16 protein-coding genes are annotated in these 16,620 nt (G+C 32.6%); 6 read left to right on the top strand and 10 right to left on the bottom strand.

The window, feature by feature from the left end:
• Positions 1-116: 116 nt before the first annotated feature.
• The 4 genes from ACODSB_RS17980 to ACODSB_RS17965 all read right to left on the bottom strand — a co-directional run bounded on the left by ACODSB_RS17980 (position 117) and on the right by ACODSB_RS17965 (position 4,190).
• Positions 117-644 carry a MepB family protein gene (locus tag ACODSB_RS17980; RefSeq protein ID WP_488938062.1) on the bottom strand — a complete coding sequence of 176 codons (528 nt, stop codon included), beginning with the start codon at positions 642-644 and terminating at the stop codon, positions 117-119.
• 121 nt (positions 645-765) lie between these two features.
• Positions 766-2,625 (bottom strand): hypothetical protein, encoded by a 1,860-nt coding sequence (locus ACODSB_RS17975; RefSeq protein WP_488938044.1) that lies wholly within the window; start codon positions 2,623-2,625, stop codon positions 766-768.
• Positions 2,622-3,176 (bottom strand): RNA polymerase sigma factor, encoded by a 555-nt coding sequence (locus tag ACODSB_RS17970; protein ID WP_053474305.1) that lies wholly within the window; start codon positions 3,174-3,176, stop codon positions 2,622-2,624. The genes ACODSB_RS17975 and ACODSB_RS17970 overlap by 4 nt, the downstream gene beginning before the upstream one ends.
• Before the next feature lie 162 nt (positions 3,177-3,338).
• Positions 3,339-4,190 (bottom strand): protease complex subunit PrcB family protein, encoded by an 852-nt coding sequence (locus ACODSB_RS17965; RefSeq protein WP_053474304.1) that lies wholly within the window; start codon positions 4,188-4,190, stop codon positions 3,339-3,341.
• A 200-nt stretch (positions 4,191-4,390) separates the two neighbouring features.
• Here ACODSB_RS17965 and ACODSB_RS17960 point away from each other — a divergent pair, with 200 nt between their 5' ends.
• The 4 genes from ACODSB_RS17960 to ACODSB_RS17945 all read left to right on the top strand — a co-directional run bounded on the left by ACODSB_RS17960 (position 4,391) and on the right by ACODSB_RS17945 (position 8,318).
• Positions 4,391-5,776: a DNA recombination protein RmuC gene (locus tag ACODSB_RS17960; protein ID WP_488938043.1), complete on the top strand. Its 1,386-nt coding sequence runs from the start codon at positions 4,391-4,393 to the stop codon at positions 5,774-5,776.
• 172 nt (positions 5,777-5,948) lie between these two features.
• The gene (locus tag ACODSB_RS17955) at positions 5,949-6,497 is read left to right on the top strand and encodes an acyl-CoA thioesterase (protein WP_053474302.1); all 549 of its coding nucleotides are present in this window, start codon (positions 5,949-5,951) and stop codon (positions 6,495-6,497) included.
• Positions 6,498-6,678: 181 nt separating this feature from the next.
• Entirely contained in the window at positions 6,679-7,074 is a 396-nt protein-coding gene (locus ACODSB_RS17950; protein ID WP_053474301.1) for a VOC family protein, read from the top strand.
• Positions 7,075-7,748: 674 nt separating this feature from the next.
• Positions 7,749-8,318: a YceI family protein gene (locus tag ACODSB_RS17945; RefSeq protein WP_053474300.1), complete on the top strand. Its 570-nt coding sequence runs from the start codon at positions 7,749-7,751 to the stop codon at positions 8,316-8,318.
• 2 nt (positions 8,319-8,320) lie between these two features.
• Here ACODSB_RS17945 and ACODSB_RS17940 read toward each other — a convergent pair whose 3' ends face one another.
• The gene (locus ACODSB_RS17940; protein WP_488938042.1) at positions 8,321-9,232 is read right to left on the bottom strand and encodes a TIGR01777 family oxidoreductase; all 912 of its coding nucleotides are present in this window, start codon (positions 9,230-9,232) and stop codon (positions 8,321-8,323) included.
• A 99-nt stretch (positions 9,233-9,331) separates the two neighbouring features.
• Here ACODSB_RS17940 and ACODSB_RS17935 point away from each other — a divergent pair, with 99 nt between their 5' ends.
• Complete coding sequence (locus ACODSB_RS17935; RefSeq protein ID WP_488938041.1) at positions 9,332-9,994, top strand: TetR family transcriptional regulator C-terminal domain-containing protein; 663 nt, start codon at positions 9,332-9,334, stop codon at positions 9,992-9,994.
• Entirely contained in the window at positions 9,991-11,295 is a 1,305-nt protein-coding gene (locus tag ACODSB_RS17930; RefSeq protein WP_053474297.1) for an ABC1 kinase family protein, read from the top strand. Before ACODSB_RS17935 ends, ACODSB_RS17930 begins: the two co-directional genes overlap by 4 nt.
• A gap of 257 nt (positions 11,296-11,552) precedes the next feature.
• Here the strand turns inward: ACODSB_RS17930 and ACODSB_RS17925 are convergent, their stop codons facing one another.
• The 5 genes from ACODSB_RS17925 to ACODSB_RS17905 all read right to left on the bottom strand — a co-directional run bounded on the left by ACODSB_RS17925 (position 11,553) and on the right by ACODSB_RS17905 (position 16,590).
• Positions 11,553-12,848 (bottom strand): cryptochrome/photolyase family protein, encoded by a 1,296-nt coding sequence (locus ACODSB_RS17925; protein WP_488938040.1) that lies wholly within the window; start codon positions 12,846-12,848, stop codon positions 11,553-11,555.
• A 193-nt stretch (positions 12,849-13,041) separates the two neighbouring features.
• Positions 13,042-13,551: an SRPBCC family protein gene (locus ACODSB_RS17920; RefSeq protein ID WP_053474295.1), complete on the bottom strand. Its 510-nt coding sequence runs from the start codon at positions 13,549-13,551 to the stop codon at positions 13,042-13,044.
• Positions 13,552-13,603: 52 nt separating this feature from the next.
• The gene (locus tag ACODSB_RS17915) at positions 13,604-14,044 is read right to left on the bottom strand and encodes a sterol desaturase family protein (RefSeq protein ID WP_180859856.1); all 441 of its coding nucleotides are present in this window, start codon (positions 14,042-14,044) and stop codon (positions 13,604-13,606) included.
• 236 nt (positions 14,045-14,280) lie between these two features.
• On the bottom strand, positions 14,281-15,120 hold the full coding sequence (locus ACODSB_RS17910) for a phytoene/squalene synthase family protein (RefSeq protein ID WP_053474293.1): 840 nt from the start codon (positions 15,118-15,120) through the stop codon (positions 14,281-14,283).
• Between the two features lie 3 nt (positions 15,121-15,123).
• Positions 15,124-16,590, bottom strand: a complete 1,467-nt coding sequence (locus tag ACODSB_RS17905; RefSeq protein ID WP_488938039.1) for a phytoene desaturase family protein — start codon at positions 16,588-16,590, stop codon at positions 15,124-15,126.
• Positions 16,591-16,620 lie beyond the last annotated feature (30 nt).

Raw genomic sequence — 16,620 nt, 5'->3', positions numbered from 1 at the left:
GAACGTAAATTATATGGTAATAATATATTTTCTACCAATGAAATGTTCCTACGGAACAAAAACATACATAAAAAACAAAAAGGTAGTTCAATTCGAACTGCCTTTTTGTTTTTCATTTATTTCCCAAGTAAAAACTTAGCGCGATTTATATCTATTGGATCAGAAATGGATAAAAAATAATCCAATTGCCATTGCTGTGTTTTTTGTGCTTGTTTGCTTGTTGTTTCATCCCAAGGCGGATAAACTCTTGTGGCTCTTATTCCTTCTTTTACAGTTGTTGTAAAAATTCCTTTTTTGAGTAAAACCTCTTTCGGAAAAATAAACTGCCCTAAAAGATTTTCTTTTTGAACACTTACAATTACAAAATCTATTGCATCAGAATAATCAAAAGGTTCGATAATTCCGGCTTTATTTCGTTTCCATAAAGTTACAAACTGACCCGTTTTGGTTGGCGTAATTTTAGCCGATCTAAATTTAATCTGGCTTTCGCCGATTTTAAAATCGAAAGCGTCATATTCCTGACTTTCCTTTTCGGGTTGAGGTTCAGAACATTCGAAATTGCAAATATCATAAATCAGTTCTTTTGCAATTTGTAAATTCTTTGGAACAAATTTTAGATCATTCCAGTTATTTTTAAAAGGCATTAATTGTTTTATTTTCCCTGCAAAATACAATAAATCAAACATTAATTCAATAAAAAAGGCAGTTCAATTGAACCGCCTTTTTGTTATATCTATTGAAATTAAAAACAATAAACTATAGACATTAAAAGTTAACATTCAACCCAAAATTCAATCCCCATTGAAATTGATTAAAAGATTGATTGCTTAAAGGATTTGCATAATAATTAACAGCAGGTTCAACAAAAACGTTTGTTTTTTTATAAACCCTATATTGTACCGTACTGCTCAAAGTGGTACCATAAACATAATCGTTTGCATTTACGTTTTCGCCCATAGAATTTCCATCAATGGCAACACTGTTAGAAATCAGTTTACCAACAAATCCGCCTGTGTTTAGATTTATGTTTGTTCTGTTTTTATTAAAAACAGAATACGAAACTTCTAAAGGCATTTCGATGTAACGAAGATTTTGGCTCAGATTTCCAGTTTCGATATTATCGCTTTGCAGCACATCTTTTGTAGTATTTGAAACTAAAACATAACGTGTATCACTTGCAATTTGAGGAACGCTTTCATTTTTTACAAAATAATCGCTTGAGCTGAAAAGAGCTTGGTTTCTTGTGCTTAAATAGGAAACATTTGCCACACTTTGTCCCAGTTCATTGATTTTAAAGCCAGAAGCAACAGCCCATTTTTTATTGATTTTATACTGTGTTTTTACACCGTATGAATTACTTTGTTTAGAATCGTTTACGTTTCCTAAAGTTTTATTGTTTTTATAATTTTCAGAATTGGCAACACCGGCAAAAAGCTGTAAAGCCCATTTTTCTGATTTAGATAATGTTTTGTCTTCTTTTTTCTTTTTCTCTGCTTCCGGAGTAACAGCAGCAATTCCTTTTTCTAAATTTTGAAGTTCCGCTAACTGTACAGAATCTTTTTTACTCAAAACATTTGAATTACTAAAAGCAGTATTGTTTTTTGAATTACTATTTTGAACACTTGCAATACTTTTGTCAGTAGTCGTTTTTTGAATATTTTCTTTATTCAACAAAGGACTTAAAGCATTTGGATTTCTCTTTGTCGTAGAATTTGAAGCATTAAGTGCAAGTGCATTTTTATTTTTTGAAGACGAAAGATCCTCAAAAATTGAATTCGGTAATTGATTTCCTGAAACAGCATTAAAATTATTTGTTTTTGCCGGAGCAAATTTCTTCTCTGCTAAAACCTTATCAGCATTTCTTTTTTCAATGTCTGACTGACTTTTCGAGCCGTAATTAAAAGAATTCGATTTGTTTGGGGCAAATGATTTTTCGGCAACAGCCTTGTTTAAATTCTCTTTTTTAGTGGTCGAAAGTTGATTTTTAGATGCCGCATTAAATCCATTTTCTCCAGCTGAAACAAATGTTTTTTCGGCGACAGCGCGATTTATATTTTCTTTTTTATTGGTAGAAATTTGACTTTTAGAATCTGCATTTAACCCATTTTCTCTCGCTGGAACAAATGATTTTTCGGCTACGGCATTATTTCTTTCGACATTTACTTTTGGTTCAAAGCTGTTATTATTTGTTTTGTTTTGAGAACCTGTTTGAGCTTTAACTGTTTTTGAATTCTGGTTTAATTGATTTTGGTCTGATTGATTTGTTGTTTTTTCTGATGACGAAACCCGATTATTATTCGATTCTTTTTCAAGGATATTTTCTTTATTTTCAATACTTCTGGTTTTATCTGTATCCTTATTTTCCTGATCCAGAACCACATTATTATTTTCAATAGAATTGTTTTGTATTGTTTTAATTCCCGAATTATCAGAACTAAAATGCAATACAGATGGGAGCAGTAAACCTAATAATAAGCATGCAGCCGCAGACCACCAAAGAATTGCTCTTTTCTTCTTTTTAGGTTTGTCGAGTTTTTCTTCAATCTGACCCCACAATTCAGGAGGCGGAACACTCGAGAAGTCTTCCATTGATGAAAAAATATCTTCTATTTTTTGCTTCTTCATGCTATCTTAAAATTTTTTTTTATGCTCAGTATTCTTTTTTGCAAAATATGTTTAGCTCTATTTAAATTTGATTTTGATGTTCCTTCGGAGATTTTTAGTAATTCGGCAATCTCTTTGTGTTTCATCTTTTCAAAAACATAGAGGTTAAAAACCGTTCGATATTGATCTGGTAAATCTCTAATATATTCTAACAGTTTTTCTTGTTCTATTGGGATAATGTCCAGTTCCTCTTCTTCTACAAAATCAGTATCGGGATCAAAAACATCAAGAAAGAAACTCTCTTTTTTCTTCTTATTTAAAGTTTCAATCAGCTTATTAATGAAAATTCGTTTTAGCCAGCCTTCAAAACTTCCTTCAAATTTATATTGGCTGATTTTTTGAAAAACAATAACAAATGCTTCCTGGAAAACATCCTTTGCATCGTCTTCATTTTTCATATACTTAAGGCAAATACCGTATAAAACAGGAGAGAACAACTGATATATTTTCAGTTGTCCTCCTCTGTCATTTTTCATGCAAAGCTTAATATATTTCTCTAAATCGTCTTTCAAAAAATGGATTAATTTGGTTTTGCAAAAATAGTTCTTAAAAGCTTACAAAACTACATTTTGTAAATAGTTAGAACTAGTGGTATTTTGTGTTAGTTTTTGATTATCAAGTATATCTGTATCTTTTGTTGGGTAACAAAAGATACAGATGTTACTCAATGAGTATTATTTTAAGCTGTTGATTTTTGCCTTAAGCGCCATTCTGAAAGCTTTTATTTCACTGCTCATATCTGGAGTATCATTATTGTCAATAGTAATTTTAGTTACTGTAATTCCCTGACGAAGCTCAAAATAAACGCCGCCCTGAGCACCTGGTGTACCATAGGTTTTTGTCTGACCTTTAATTGCTGTAATTTCTGTAGGGATAGTTTTTGACAATGTAGTATATTCACTTCTTACCGTTTTAGCATTGTATTTATATTGCTCAAACTCGTAGTTTCCGGTAGTTACACCAAGGAATTTTAAAATATTGTAGTCATTGATCTGAAAAAAGTCATTTGTAGTTCCAAAACTTCCAATTACGATATTGTCAGGACTTTCGTTTGTTCTGTTAAACAAAATTGCTTTTGCAGTTTTAGGGATCAAAATGAAATCTGTCGGGTAAGTTGGAGTCTGCGTTAAAGTTTCTCCCGTTTGAGGTCCTTTTTCGTAGAAATTAACAATGATTTCGCAGTTGTTTTGTACAATTGAAGTAATTTTTATTGCGTAACCATTTGTAGGTTTTACGCCTGCAAAAAGTGCAATCATATAGTTATCACTAAAATTAATGTTAGGATCGCTTGCAACTGTACAGGTATTGGCATGTTTTGTAAAATAAGCGTCCATTTTTTCCTGCGAAGTTATAATAAGGGCACTCGGATTATTAGGTAAAGTTTTTACACTATAGTTACATAAAACAGGGAAGCCTGAAAAAGGTAAATCTACATTAGTTCCACAGTCAACATTCAGGTCGTCATTACTAAGAGAGCAGGCGCTAAATCCAAAAGCGATAAATAAGCTCAACATTAATTTTTTCATGATTATTTTTTAATAGGTTATATAATGTAGATGAAGTTGCTTTAAAATGGTTGCGTGAAAAATTATTTTTTTAAAGGATTTCCGTAAATCTTATTTAGATTGTTTGATTAATTTAGACCCCATACTAATTCGTGATATTTTAATTTTTAAAACCACGAACTACGTATTATTGCGTACTTTTACTTAAAATAAACTTAGATATGATAGAATTTCTTCCACTTTTATTGGCTTTTGTAATTGCTCTGTTTCTGGGAATATACTTAGGAAAAATGTTGTTTTCGGCTAAATTTCAGGCAGAAAAAGTAAGTTTAGAAGAAAGACTGAGTGCAACTGCAAATCAGCTTCAATTACAGAAAGAACAATTTGAAACAGAAAGAAATAATTTTCAGAAACAGCTTCATTTAACCAATTCTGAAAAAGAAAGTATCCGAACAGAAAAAGATAGTCTGGCCATTCAGCTTTCTAAAAAAGAAGTTGATTTTGAGAATTTATGGGAACGCCACAAAGAGCAGAAAAGTGAAATAAACGAACTTCAGGAAAAATTCACCAAAGAATTTGAAAACCTCGCGAATAAAATTCTTGAAGAAAAATCGGCAAAATTTACAGAGCAGAATAGTGAAAACATGAAAAATATCCTGCTGCCGCTTCAGGATAAAATTCATGTATTTGAACAAAAAGTAGATCAAACGCATAAAGAAAGCATTGATTATCACGCAGCATTGCGCCAGCAGATTATTGGTTTAAGCGAAATGAACGCTCAAATGAGCAAAGAAACCCTAAACTTAACGAAAGCGTTAAAAGGCGACAGCAAAATGCAGGGAAACTGGGGTGAACTTGTTTTAGAACGTGTTCTCGAAAAATCTGGTTTAGAAAAAGGAAGAGAATATGAAGTACAGCAAAGTTTTGTAAATGCCGAAGGAAACCGTGTTTTTCCAGATGTTGTCATCAATCTTCCGGATGGTAAGAAAATGATTGTCGATTCTAAAGTTTCTCTTGTTGCTTATGAAAAATGGGTAAACGAAGAATCTGATTTACTAAAAGCAGACTGGCTTAGAGAACATGTTTCGTCTATTAAACGCCACGTTGAACAACTCGGAAATAAAAATTATCACGATTTATATCAAATTGAGAGCCCGGATTTTGTTTTGCTTTTTATCCCGATAGAACCCGCTTTTGCGATTGCGTTAAACGAAGATTCTACTTTATATAATAAAGCTTTCGACAGAAATATTGTAATTGTTACGCCAAGTACATTATTAGCAACGCTGCGCACGATAGATAGTATGTGGGCAAATCAAAAACAACAGGAAAATGCTTTTGAAATTGCCAGACAAGCCGGAGCTTTATACGATAAATTTGAAGGTTTTGTTACCGATTTAGTTAGAATTGGAAATAAAATAAAAGACACCAAAACTGAATACGAAAGCGCTATGAATAAGCTTGTTGACGGCAAAGGAAACTTGATTTCGAGTGTAGAAAGATTAAAAAAAATGGGAGCAAAAGCCAAGAAATCACTTCCCGAAAACATCATCAACAGAGCGTTGAATACGGATGAAACCGAATTATTGAATCAAGAAAATATTTAAACACATAGAAACATAGATTTTATTTTTCTGTGAAAGAATTAAAAAGAAACTAGTTTCTAACACATAGTTATCTATGTTTGTTAATACAAGTGAAACGCCTTTAACGACATTGAAAAACTATGTCCCTATGTGTTTAAAATAATAACTATAGAAATTTCCAAAAACAAAAAACATGACTACAGATTTTAAACCCGTTTCTTCATCAAAAATCAGCATTTCAGAATTAATGCTTCCGTCGCATACTAATTTTAGCGGTAAAATTCACGGGGGATATATTTTACAGCTTTTAGATCAAATTGCATTTGCTTCGGCGTCAAAATTTAGCGGTAACTATTGCGTAACGGCTTCTGTTGATACCGTAAACTTTCTTAAACCAATAGAAGTTGGAGAATTAGTAACCATGAAAGCCTCTGTAAATTATGTGGGAAGAAGTTCGATGATTGTGGGCATTCGTGTTGAAGCAGAAAATATCCAAACCGGAGTAATCAAACATTGTAATTCATCTTATTTTACAATGGTTGCCAAAGATAAAGAAGGTAAAAGTGTTCCTGTTCCGGGATTGATTTTGTCAAATTTAGATGAAGTGCGACGTTTTAGAAAAGCAATCAAACATATCGAGGTTAGAAAAGAAGTCGAAGAACACGAAAAAGTTGCCAATATTAACTCAATCGAAGACTTAGCAAGCCTAGATAAATACAACGTGCTTTTAGAAATCAGCTAAATTTTTCTACCGATCAAATATCTCTCTGAGATATTTCTTTCGTATTTAGTTGTAATTTTTTCATTCAATGATTATATTAGTAATATAATATCTCGTTGGTAGACGAAAAAGATATGTACCAACACATTTTGTCCCGTAGGGACATCTCATTTTTATTAATCATTCATTAAATAAAGAAATCATGATAAAGTTTGGATATACAATTTTATACGTTGAAGACGTAGAAAAATCAATAGAGTTTTATGAAAATGTATTCGGGTTCGCAAGAAAATTTATAAGCCCGGATAATGATTATGGAGAATTAAATACGGGCGAAACCACCATTTCGTTTGCATCAAAAAAGTTGGCATCGCATAATTTAAGCGAAGGTTTTATAGAAAGCAGTTTAGAAGACAAACCTTTTGCAATAGAATTAGGTTTTATTACAGAAGATGTTGGCGATCTTGTTCAAAAAGCAACTTCGTTTGGAGCCGTTTTAGTTACAGAACCAAAAAAAAAACCGTGGGGACAAGTTGTAGCATATGTTAGAGATACAGATGGTTTTTTATTGGAAATTTGTACGCCAATGCATGGATAAAATGTCATTAATAATAGCGGTATAGTCCCTACGGGACATTTGGGTCATTCGTTATTTTTTTTTCTACCGATATGTAATCTCTACGAGATATTCCGTTAGGAATTACATATCGGTAGAAAAAATTAAAATTTTCAAAAACGAATTTTGTTCAAATAGAATATTCACAAAAGAATATCTCGTAGAGATTACATATCGGTAGAAAAAATAAAATTCCGACCCCAATATTTGTCCCGTAGGGACTATACGGCATTTATTATTTCGTTGTCAAAAAAATATCTCGTAGAGATTACATATCGGTAGAAAAAATAAATTGTCTATCCCGTTTTTGTCCCGTAGGGACTATACGGCATTTATTATTTCGCTGTCAAAAAAAATATCTCGTAGAGATATCTCGTCGGTAGAAAAAATAAAATTCCCGACCCCATATTTGTCCCGTTGGGACATTTGATTTCACCTCAAACAAATTTCACCTCGCATTTATATCCACCATTTCGTACACCAAAATATTCACAAATATTTAGCACTAGTTCAAGAACTCCGCATCTTGAAATTTCGTAACTTTAAGTATAAACATTATGTTACAAATTTTTTCACGGAGTACTGCCGTTCTATTTTTTAACTTGTAAAATTCTTCTTAGAAATAGAATGACATAATTGTTTAATTGATGACGATTATGAAAAGAACTACATTGCTTATTTTATTTTTTACTGCATTTTCATTACTTGCCCAAGACAAATTTAAAACCACTACGGCAGTTGTAAATTTCGAAGCTTCTGTTCCTTTTTTTGAAGAAGTAAAAGCAGTAAATAAACTCGGAACTATTATTCTCGAACCAGAAACCAGTACTTTGATCTGTACTGTTGTAATCAAAGATTTTCGTTTTAAAATGGATTTAATGCAAGAACATTTTAATGAAAATTATATTGAAAGCCATCGTTATCCAAAATCAGTTTTTAAAGGGAAAGTTCAAAAATTTGATTTGAAAAACGTCGATGAAATTGAAAAAGAGTATGACGTAAAAGGAAAACTTTACCTGCACGGAAAATCGAAAATCATTGAAATGAAAGCCTTAATAAAAAGAGTTCCGGACGGAATACAGATTTCGTGTAATTATCCAATTTCAGTTTCAGATTTTAATATAGAAATACCAAGTGTGGTTGCCAGCAAAATTTCAAAAACGGCCAATACAAATTTACTTGGAGTTGTGAAAAGTGAAGATATGAAGTATCTAACTTTGAAATGATTTTAATGAATACTTGCTATAAGCGCTTTTTCTAAATCAGTAAACTGAAATTCAAATCCGGTTTTTTGTATTTTTTCTGATGAAACCCTTTGTCCGGTTAGGACCGCTTCGCTCATTTCTCCTAAAACAATTTTAAGAATAAAAGGAGGGATTTTAGGCAGCCAGATTGTATATCCGTATAATGAAGCCAATATTTTAGAAAATCTCGAATTTGTAGTGTTATCTGTCACAGCCGCATTATACGGGCCATGCATTTGGTCATCTGAAACTGCTTTACAATAAATTTGAGATAAATCCTCGATATGAATCCAGGGTAAATATTGTTTTCCTGATCCTAAAACGGCACCAAAACCAGCTTTAAAATTAGGATTGACTTTTTTCAAAAATCCTTCATCTTTTCCCAATACAATTGCAGTTCTGATTTTTACGGTTCGAATGCCTAATGTTTCTATTTTATCAGCTTCATTTTCCCAAATTTGGCAGGTTGTGCCTAAAAAGTCATTGGCTGCAGGCGTTTCTTCAGTACAAATTTTATGACTGGTAACAGCGCCATAAATTCCAACTCCCGAAGCCGAAATAAAAGCATCAAGTTTTTTGTTGTTTTTTTCTAAAACCGAAAAAATCAAATCAATTGGTTTTATGCGGCTTTCCAGAATTGCTTTTTTTCTTTTTTCTGTCCATCTTTTTTCAACGATTCCTTCACCGGCAAGATGAATTATGAAATCAGCATTTAGGACAGCATTTTCATCAATATAATTTTTGTTCAAATCCCATTTGTAATAGGTGATTTCAGCAGTGTTTTCTTTATGGGAACGGCTCAAAACAGATACAGAATATCCAGCTTGAATAAGAACATTTGTTAGATGTTTTCCAATGAATCCGCTTCCTCCGGTTAATAGAACATTTTGAGCCATAATAGTTTATAATATATTTAACAGTGCTTGCCGTTTAATCATTAGTAAAGGTACTTAAACAATGTTTACCTTTATGGCAAATTCTAAATTTTAAATAAAATGACGACTAAAAAAAAGGTAATTACCAAAGATGATATCGTTTCAAAATACATGGATGAAGTTTTAGAAAAAGGCCAAAAACCAAAATCAGTTTATCATTTTGCGAAAGAAAATGATTTTACCGAAGCGGAATTTTATTCCTTTTTTGGAACATTAGAAGGTTTAGAAAAAGAAATATTCCGATTGTTTTTTGAAAACACGGTTAACTTACTTCACAAAAACGAAGAATATCAGGAATATGACATGAAGAATAAAATGCTGAGTTTCTATTTTACCTTCTTCGAAATTTTAACCTCAAACAGAAGTTACGTTTTACAATCGCTTAAAATTGATAGAAATCCGCTTAAAAACCTGGTTCAGTTAACTACACTTAGAAATAGTTTCAAAGAATACGTTTCTGAAATTCTGACTGATGATTATAGATTAGAATTAGAAAAACTGCAGAAATATCAGGAAAAAGCCATTCAGGAATCGTCATGGTTACAATTAATGCTGACGATTAAATTTTGGATGGAAGATGAATCTGCTGCTTTTGAAAAAACAGACATCTTTATCGAAAAATCGGTTAATGCATCATTTGAATTAATGAATGTTGCACCAATGAATCATTTAATAGATTTTGGAAAATTTCTATTCAAAGAAAAAATATACAGCAAACAATGAAAACAATCGATTATATTCCAACTTCAAAAATAGAAAGAGCCGGAAAATTAGTTCAAACCGGCGCCAAAATCGGAGTAAATTATATAAAGCACTATGCTGAAAAAGTAGTAAACCCAGATTTAACCCGCGATAAACTTAACGAAAATAACGCCGAAGATATTTACGACGGACTTAAAAGCTTAAAAGGAAGTGCCTTGAAAGTAGCGCAGATGTTAAGCATGGACAAAAACTTTTTGCCTCAGGCTTATGTGGAGAAATTTTCTTTGTCGCAATTTTCAGTTCCGCCGCTTTCTGCACCTTTGGTTTTAAAAACTTTCAAGACTAATTTTGGCAAAACACCTTATGAAATTTTTGATGAGTTTAATGCAAATTCCGTAAATGCTGCAAGTATTGGTCAGGTTCATTTAGCAAAGAAAAATGATAAAAAACTGGCCGTTAAAATTCAATATCCGGGCGTTGCCAACAGTATTTCTTCAGATTTAGCTTTGGTAAAACCTATTGCAATCAGAATGTTTAATCTGCAGGGAAAAGATTCAGACAAATATTTTAAAGAAGTTGAAGACAAACTTATTGAAGAAACGAACTATTTGTTAGAATTAAAGCAAAGTCAGGAAGTTGTAGAAGCTTGTAATAAAATTGAAAACATCATTTTCCCAAATTACTATCCTGAATTTTCATCAGAGAAAATCATTACAATGGATTGGATGACGGGAATTCATCTTTCTGAATTTACGGCTAAAAATACAGATCAGGAAGTTGGCGATAAAGTAGGGCAGGCGCTTTGGGACTTTTACATGTACCAAATTCATGTTTTGCGAAAAGTACACGCAGATCCGCATCCGGGAAATTTTTTGGTTAATGATGAAAACCAATTAATCGCTTTAGATTTTGGCTGTATGAAACAAATTCCAGAAGAGTTTTATACACCCTATTTTGAGTTAATCAATAAAAATGTGATTACAGACGAGAAGCTTTTTAATAAAAAATTATTCGAATTAGAAATCCTTCGTCCAGACGATACTCCGGCAGAAGTGGAATATTTCACTGATATGTTTCATGATTTATTATCACTTTTCACCAAACCTTTTCAAAATGAAACTTTCGATTTTGCCGATGAATCTTTCTTTAATGCGATTGCAGAATTAGGCAAACGTTTTTCTGAAGATACAAATTTGAAAAAAATGAACGGGAATCGTGGTTCTAAGCACTTTATTTACATGAACCGTACTTTCTTCGGACTTTATAATTTAATGTTTGATTTGAAAGCGAAAATTGTTGTGGAGAATTATTTGAAGTATTAAGCTGAGAAATTCCAATTTTTTAAATTCCAAATTCCAAATTTATAGATATACGCCTTTGTCAAAGTTTTAAACTTTGACAAAGGTTTTTTTTCGTTTAATTTGTCATCCTGACGAAGGAAGGATCTTCGTAAGTAGCTCTCTACAAAGATTGTCGATTTTGATAACGGACTTTCTTGCGAAGATTCCTCGTTCCTCGGAATGACAAGATTGTGGATAACCCTAAAATATTGGAATTTGGAATTTAAAAAATTTGGAATTTATTTAATGATCCCCTTCTTATAAGTCGCAATCGCGCGATCCCTCGCAAAGGCATGATCAACCATAGGTTCATTATATCCAAAATCAAACTCAGGAACCCATTTGCGAATGTATTCGCCTTTTTCGTCAAATTTCTTTTGTTGGATTTCAGGATTAAAAACCCTGAAATATGGTGCGGCATCGCAGCCCGTTCCCGCAGCCCATTGCCAGTTTCCGACGTTTGAAGCGAGTTCGAAATCCAGTAGTTTTTCGGCAAAATAAGCTTCGCCCCACTGCCAGTTAATCAATAAATGTTTGCACAAAAAACTGGCCACAACCATACGAACGCGATTGTGCATATAACCTGTTTCGTTAAGTTGCCGCATTCCGGCATCGACCATTGGATATCCCGTTGTTCCGGAACACCAGCGTTTAAAATCTTCTTCATTATTTCGCCATTGAATTCCATCGTAAGCTGATTTGAAATTATGATTCACACAATTAGGGAAACTGAACAGAATCTGGATAAAGAATTCTCTCCAAATCAATTCACTTAAAAAAGTTTGATTTTTTCTATTTGCCCAGTTTACTAATTTCCGAATACTCACGGTTCCGAAACGTAAATGCGGCGAAAGATAAGATGTACTGTCAAGAGCGGGAAAATCCCTTGTTTCCTTATAATTGGCAATTTGTGTTAAGTTGTGAGGCTGAACTTTTATAGAACTTCTTTCAAAACCAATTGCTGCTAATTCAGGAAATGGAAATTGATTTTTTGCAAAATTTGATTGAAATGGTTTCGAATCATATTCTGGAGCTGATCCTGATAAATGATATTTTTCAAGCCATTTATTTTTATAAGGAGTATAAACCGTGTACGGAAGTCCGTCGGCTTTTATGATTTCTTTTTCTTCGAAAATAACATGATCTTTAAAAGAGAAATATTCAATATTATTTTCTTTTAATAAAGAACAAATTGCAGTATCACGCTGGATAGCAAAAGGTTCATAATCTTTATTAAAGAATACGTTTTGAATATCAAATTCTTCCAGAAGTGATTTCCAAACGTCTTTTGTTTTTCCTTTTTTGATTAAAACCGAAGATTTAAAAGTGTTTAATTCGGTATTTATTTTTTGAAGTGAATCGTAAATGAAACTTACTCGTGCATCGTTTTTTGGAAGATTATCCAGAATATCATCATCAAAAATAAATAATGGAATTACAGGGAAACTGGATTGTAAAGCATGAAATAATCCGGTATTGTCTTCTAAACGTAAATCACGTCTAAACCAGAAAAAGGAAACTTTTTGTTTTGTCATTTTATAATTTTCGCTTGACGAATATTTTGTATTATGTGTGGTTTTTTAAACACATAGAAACATAGGTTTTATTTTTCTTGTGAAAGAATATGGAAAGAAACTAGTTTCTCACACATAGCTATGTTTGTTTATGCAAGTGAAACGCCTTTTCTACGCAATATAAACTATGTTTCTATGTGTTTAAATAAGATATTTATATACTTTTTTGCTCGGCATTTATCTGTATAATCTTTGGCTGTGATTTTGAATTAAACAATTCTTCGATTTTATTGTAACGAAAATCAAAAATGGTTTTTAATTTATTCTTCACCACCAACCAATTCATAATTCTCCCTAAAATTCCAAGTGGGAGCGCATAATGAACAACGTCTGTCATTTTGGTTCCTCCGTCAGCAGTTCGTTCAAAAAAGTGTTTGTGGTGCCATAATTTATAAGGGCCAAAACGCTGAACATCGATAAAGTAGTTGTTTTCTTTGCAGGCTGTGATTTCTGTAACCCATGAAATTTTGATTCCTAAAAGCGGTCGCAAAGTATAAGTTATAATTTGTCCGTGATACATTCGCTTTTCGTCAAAATCCTTGATTTCAAAATTCATATTGTCGAGTGTAATAGTCTGCAGGTTTTTTGGACTGGAGAAAAAATCCCAGCAATCTTCGACCTTGGCGTTTACATATTGTACGGTTGCTATCTTGTATAATTTCATCTTCTAACTAAATCAATGGTTACAAATGTTTCATTTGGAACACCCAAATAAGCTACATTTTATAATATTTTAAGGGTACAAACAACATTCCGAAACATTCTCCTTTTTCTTTATTTAGGTGTTTGTGATGTATTTTATGTGCCTTTCGAAGTCCGATGAGGTATTTGTTTTTGGTATTTTTAAACCATTTAAAACGCTGATGAATCAATACATCGTGAATTAAAAAGTAACAGGCTCCGTAAAGCGTAACGCCGCAGGCAATGAAAAACAAATAATTGAACCCGCCCTGAACTCCAAAATAAAATAGAAGAATACTTGGGATTGCAAAAATGACAAAGAAAATGTCATTGCGCTCAAAAGTATGCTCGTATTTTGGCTGATGATGATCAGCGTGAAAATACCACATAAAACCGTGCATTACATATTTGTGCGTAAGCCAGGTCACACATTCCATAAACAGAAAAACGCCTAAAAAGATTAAAAAAGAAATCATTTTATAAATGTTGTTATTAAAATTATGATTTAAAATCGTTTGAGTTTAGCTTTAGTTTATAAAAGATTGACTCTAAAGATTATTTTTTTTTGTTATTGTGAGTTCTATCATTTTTGTCATCCTGAGCGAAGTCGAAGGACCGTAAGCAGCTCCGCAATCTAAAGTAACAATCTTTGTAGAGCTTCTCGCGTTCCTTCGACTTCGCTCAGGATGACAAACCGTTCGTTTAATATAACCTAAACTAATTTCAATTTATACGTCACAAACGACTGCGCTAAAAGCCCGGCTTTTGTATAATTTGAAACTCTGATTCTTGAATTTCCAATTTCATGAGACGGTGTGTTTTTTAGTTTTTTAAGCAATTTGCTGTAATAAACATATGCCGTATAAACGCCAAATTTGGCTTCGATTGGCAGTTTTACAATTCCCTGATAAGCAATGTGAAAATCTTCTTCAATTTCTTTAATGATCTGCGCTTTTGAATCTTCGTTGAAATTGTTGAGGTTAACGCCAGGGAAATAAGTTCGGTTTAAAATGGTATTGTCATCTTTTAAATCTCTCAAAAAATTCACTTTCTGAAAGGCCGACCCTAATCGCATGGCTTCGCTTTTTAATTGTTGATATTTATGTTCTTTTCCTGATACAAAAACCTTTAAACACATTAAACCCACAACATCTGCAGAACCGTAAATATAATCCGCATATTCGGCTTGTGTGTTATAAGTTGATTTTACAAGGTCGAGTTTCATGCTTTTTAAAAAAGCCTGAACCAGATCATCAGTAATATTATATTCTTTCACCGTATGCTGAAAAGAATTTAAAATAGGATTTAGGCTGATTCCTAATTCCATTGCTTTATAATATTCTTTTTCAAAATCGTCAATTAGGGCTTCTTTATCATAATCATGAAAAGAATCTACAATTTCGTCTGCAAAACGAACAAATCCATAAATGCTGTAAATAGCATCGCGAATGCTTGGTGACAGCATTTTTACAGCAAGTGAAAAAGAGGAACTATAGTTTTTGGTAACTAGTTTGCTGCATTTAAAAGAAACGGCGTCGAATAATGATTTCATTTTTTAAGATCTTAAAGATTTTTGAATTAATTCAGCGGCTAGTTTTCCTGAAATTAATGCAGGCGGAACACCAGGGCCGGGAACGGTCAATTGTCCTGTGAAATATAAGTTACGTACTTTTTTGCTTTTTAGTTTTGGGCGCAAAAATGCAGTTTGCAATAATGTATTAGCCATTCCGTAAGCATTTCCTTTAAAAGCATTGTAATCTGCTTCAAAATCGTTTTTACAAAATGATTCCTTAAATATAATGTTATTTCTGATTTCTTGTTGTGTAAGTAGCTCAAAACGAGTAATTATCTTTTCGAAATATGCTTCTCTTAGTGTTTCGTTATCTTCAATTCCCGGCGCAAGCGGAATTAAGAAAAATCCCGTTTCCATTCCGTGAGGAGCTGCGGTCAGATCTGTTTTCGACGGGAAGTTGGCATAAAATAATGGAGCTTCCGGCCATTTTGGATTGTCATAAATATCAGCTGCATGCTGATTAAAATCGACATCAAAAAATAAGGCATGATGCGAAATATTTTCAATTTTTTTATTGAAACCCACAAAAAATAGGAGAGAAGAGGGTGCAAAAATTCGGCTTTCCCAGTATTTTTGAGAATAAACCTGATATTTTTTTTCCAGTAAAGTTTCGGTATGCTGATAATCGGCACCACTTAAAATAATATCGGCTTTTATAATTTCGCCATTAATAACAATTCCTGCTGCGGTTTTATTTTCAACGATTATTTTTTCAATAGGAGAATTTGTTTGGATGGTAACACCAAGTTCTATGGCTAATTTTTCGATTCCACGAATAACATCAAACATTCCGGTTTTAGGATGCCAGGTTCCGAGTCCAAAATCGGCATAATTCATAAAATTGTAAAATGAAGGCGTTTTAGTTGGCTTTGCGCCGAGGAATAAAACGGGAAATTCGAGAATTTGAATCAGCCTTTCATTTTTAAATTTCCTGCGAATATCTGAGCTCACATTGCTAAAAAACTGATTGAGTTTTAATGCTGTTTCTTTTGTAATTAATTCAAGTGGAGAAACTCCGGGACGATAAACCAAATCTTTTATGGCAATATCATAATTACTTTTGGCTTGATTAATAAAGATTTCCAGCTGGCTGCCGCTTCCTTTTTCAATTTCTTCAAATGTGGCTTTAATCTCTTCTAAATTATCATAAATGCTTATAAAATCATTTATTCCAAAATAAACACGATAGGCAGGATTTAGTTTTATAAGCTCGTAATAATCTGATGGTTTTTTATTGAAGTCATTAAAAAAACGTTCAAAAACATCTGGCATCCAATACCAGCTTGGTCCCATATCAAATGTAAAACCCTCTTTTTTGAATTGTCTTGCGCGACCTCCAATCGTTGGATTTTTTTCATAAATAGTGACCTTGTTTCCTTGTTTTGCCAAGTAACATGAAGCGGCTAACGAAGAAAAGCCCGAACCTATAATTGCAATAGTTTTTGTCATTTTTGTTTAACAAATATACAAAAAACTTTA

Source organism: Flavobacterium sp. FG68, from assembly GCF_057808895.1.
The sequence above is the reverse complement of the archived record's forward strand: the minus strand, read 5'-3'. Positions and strand labels throughout refer to the sequence as shown.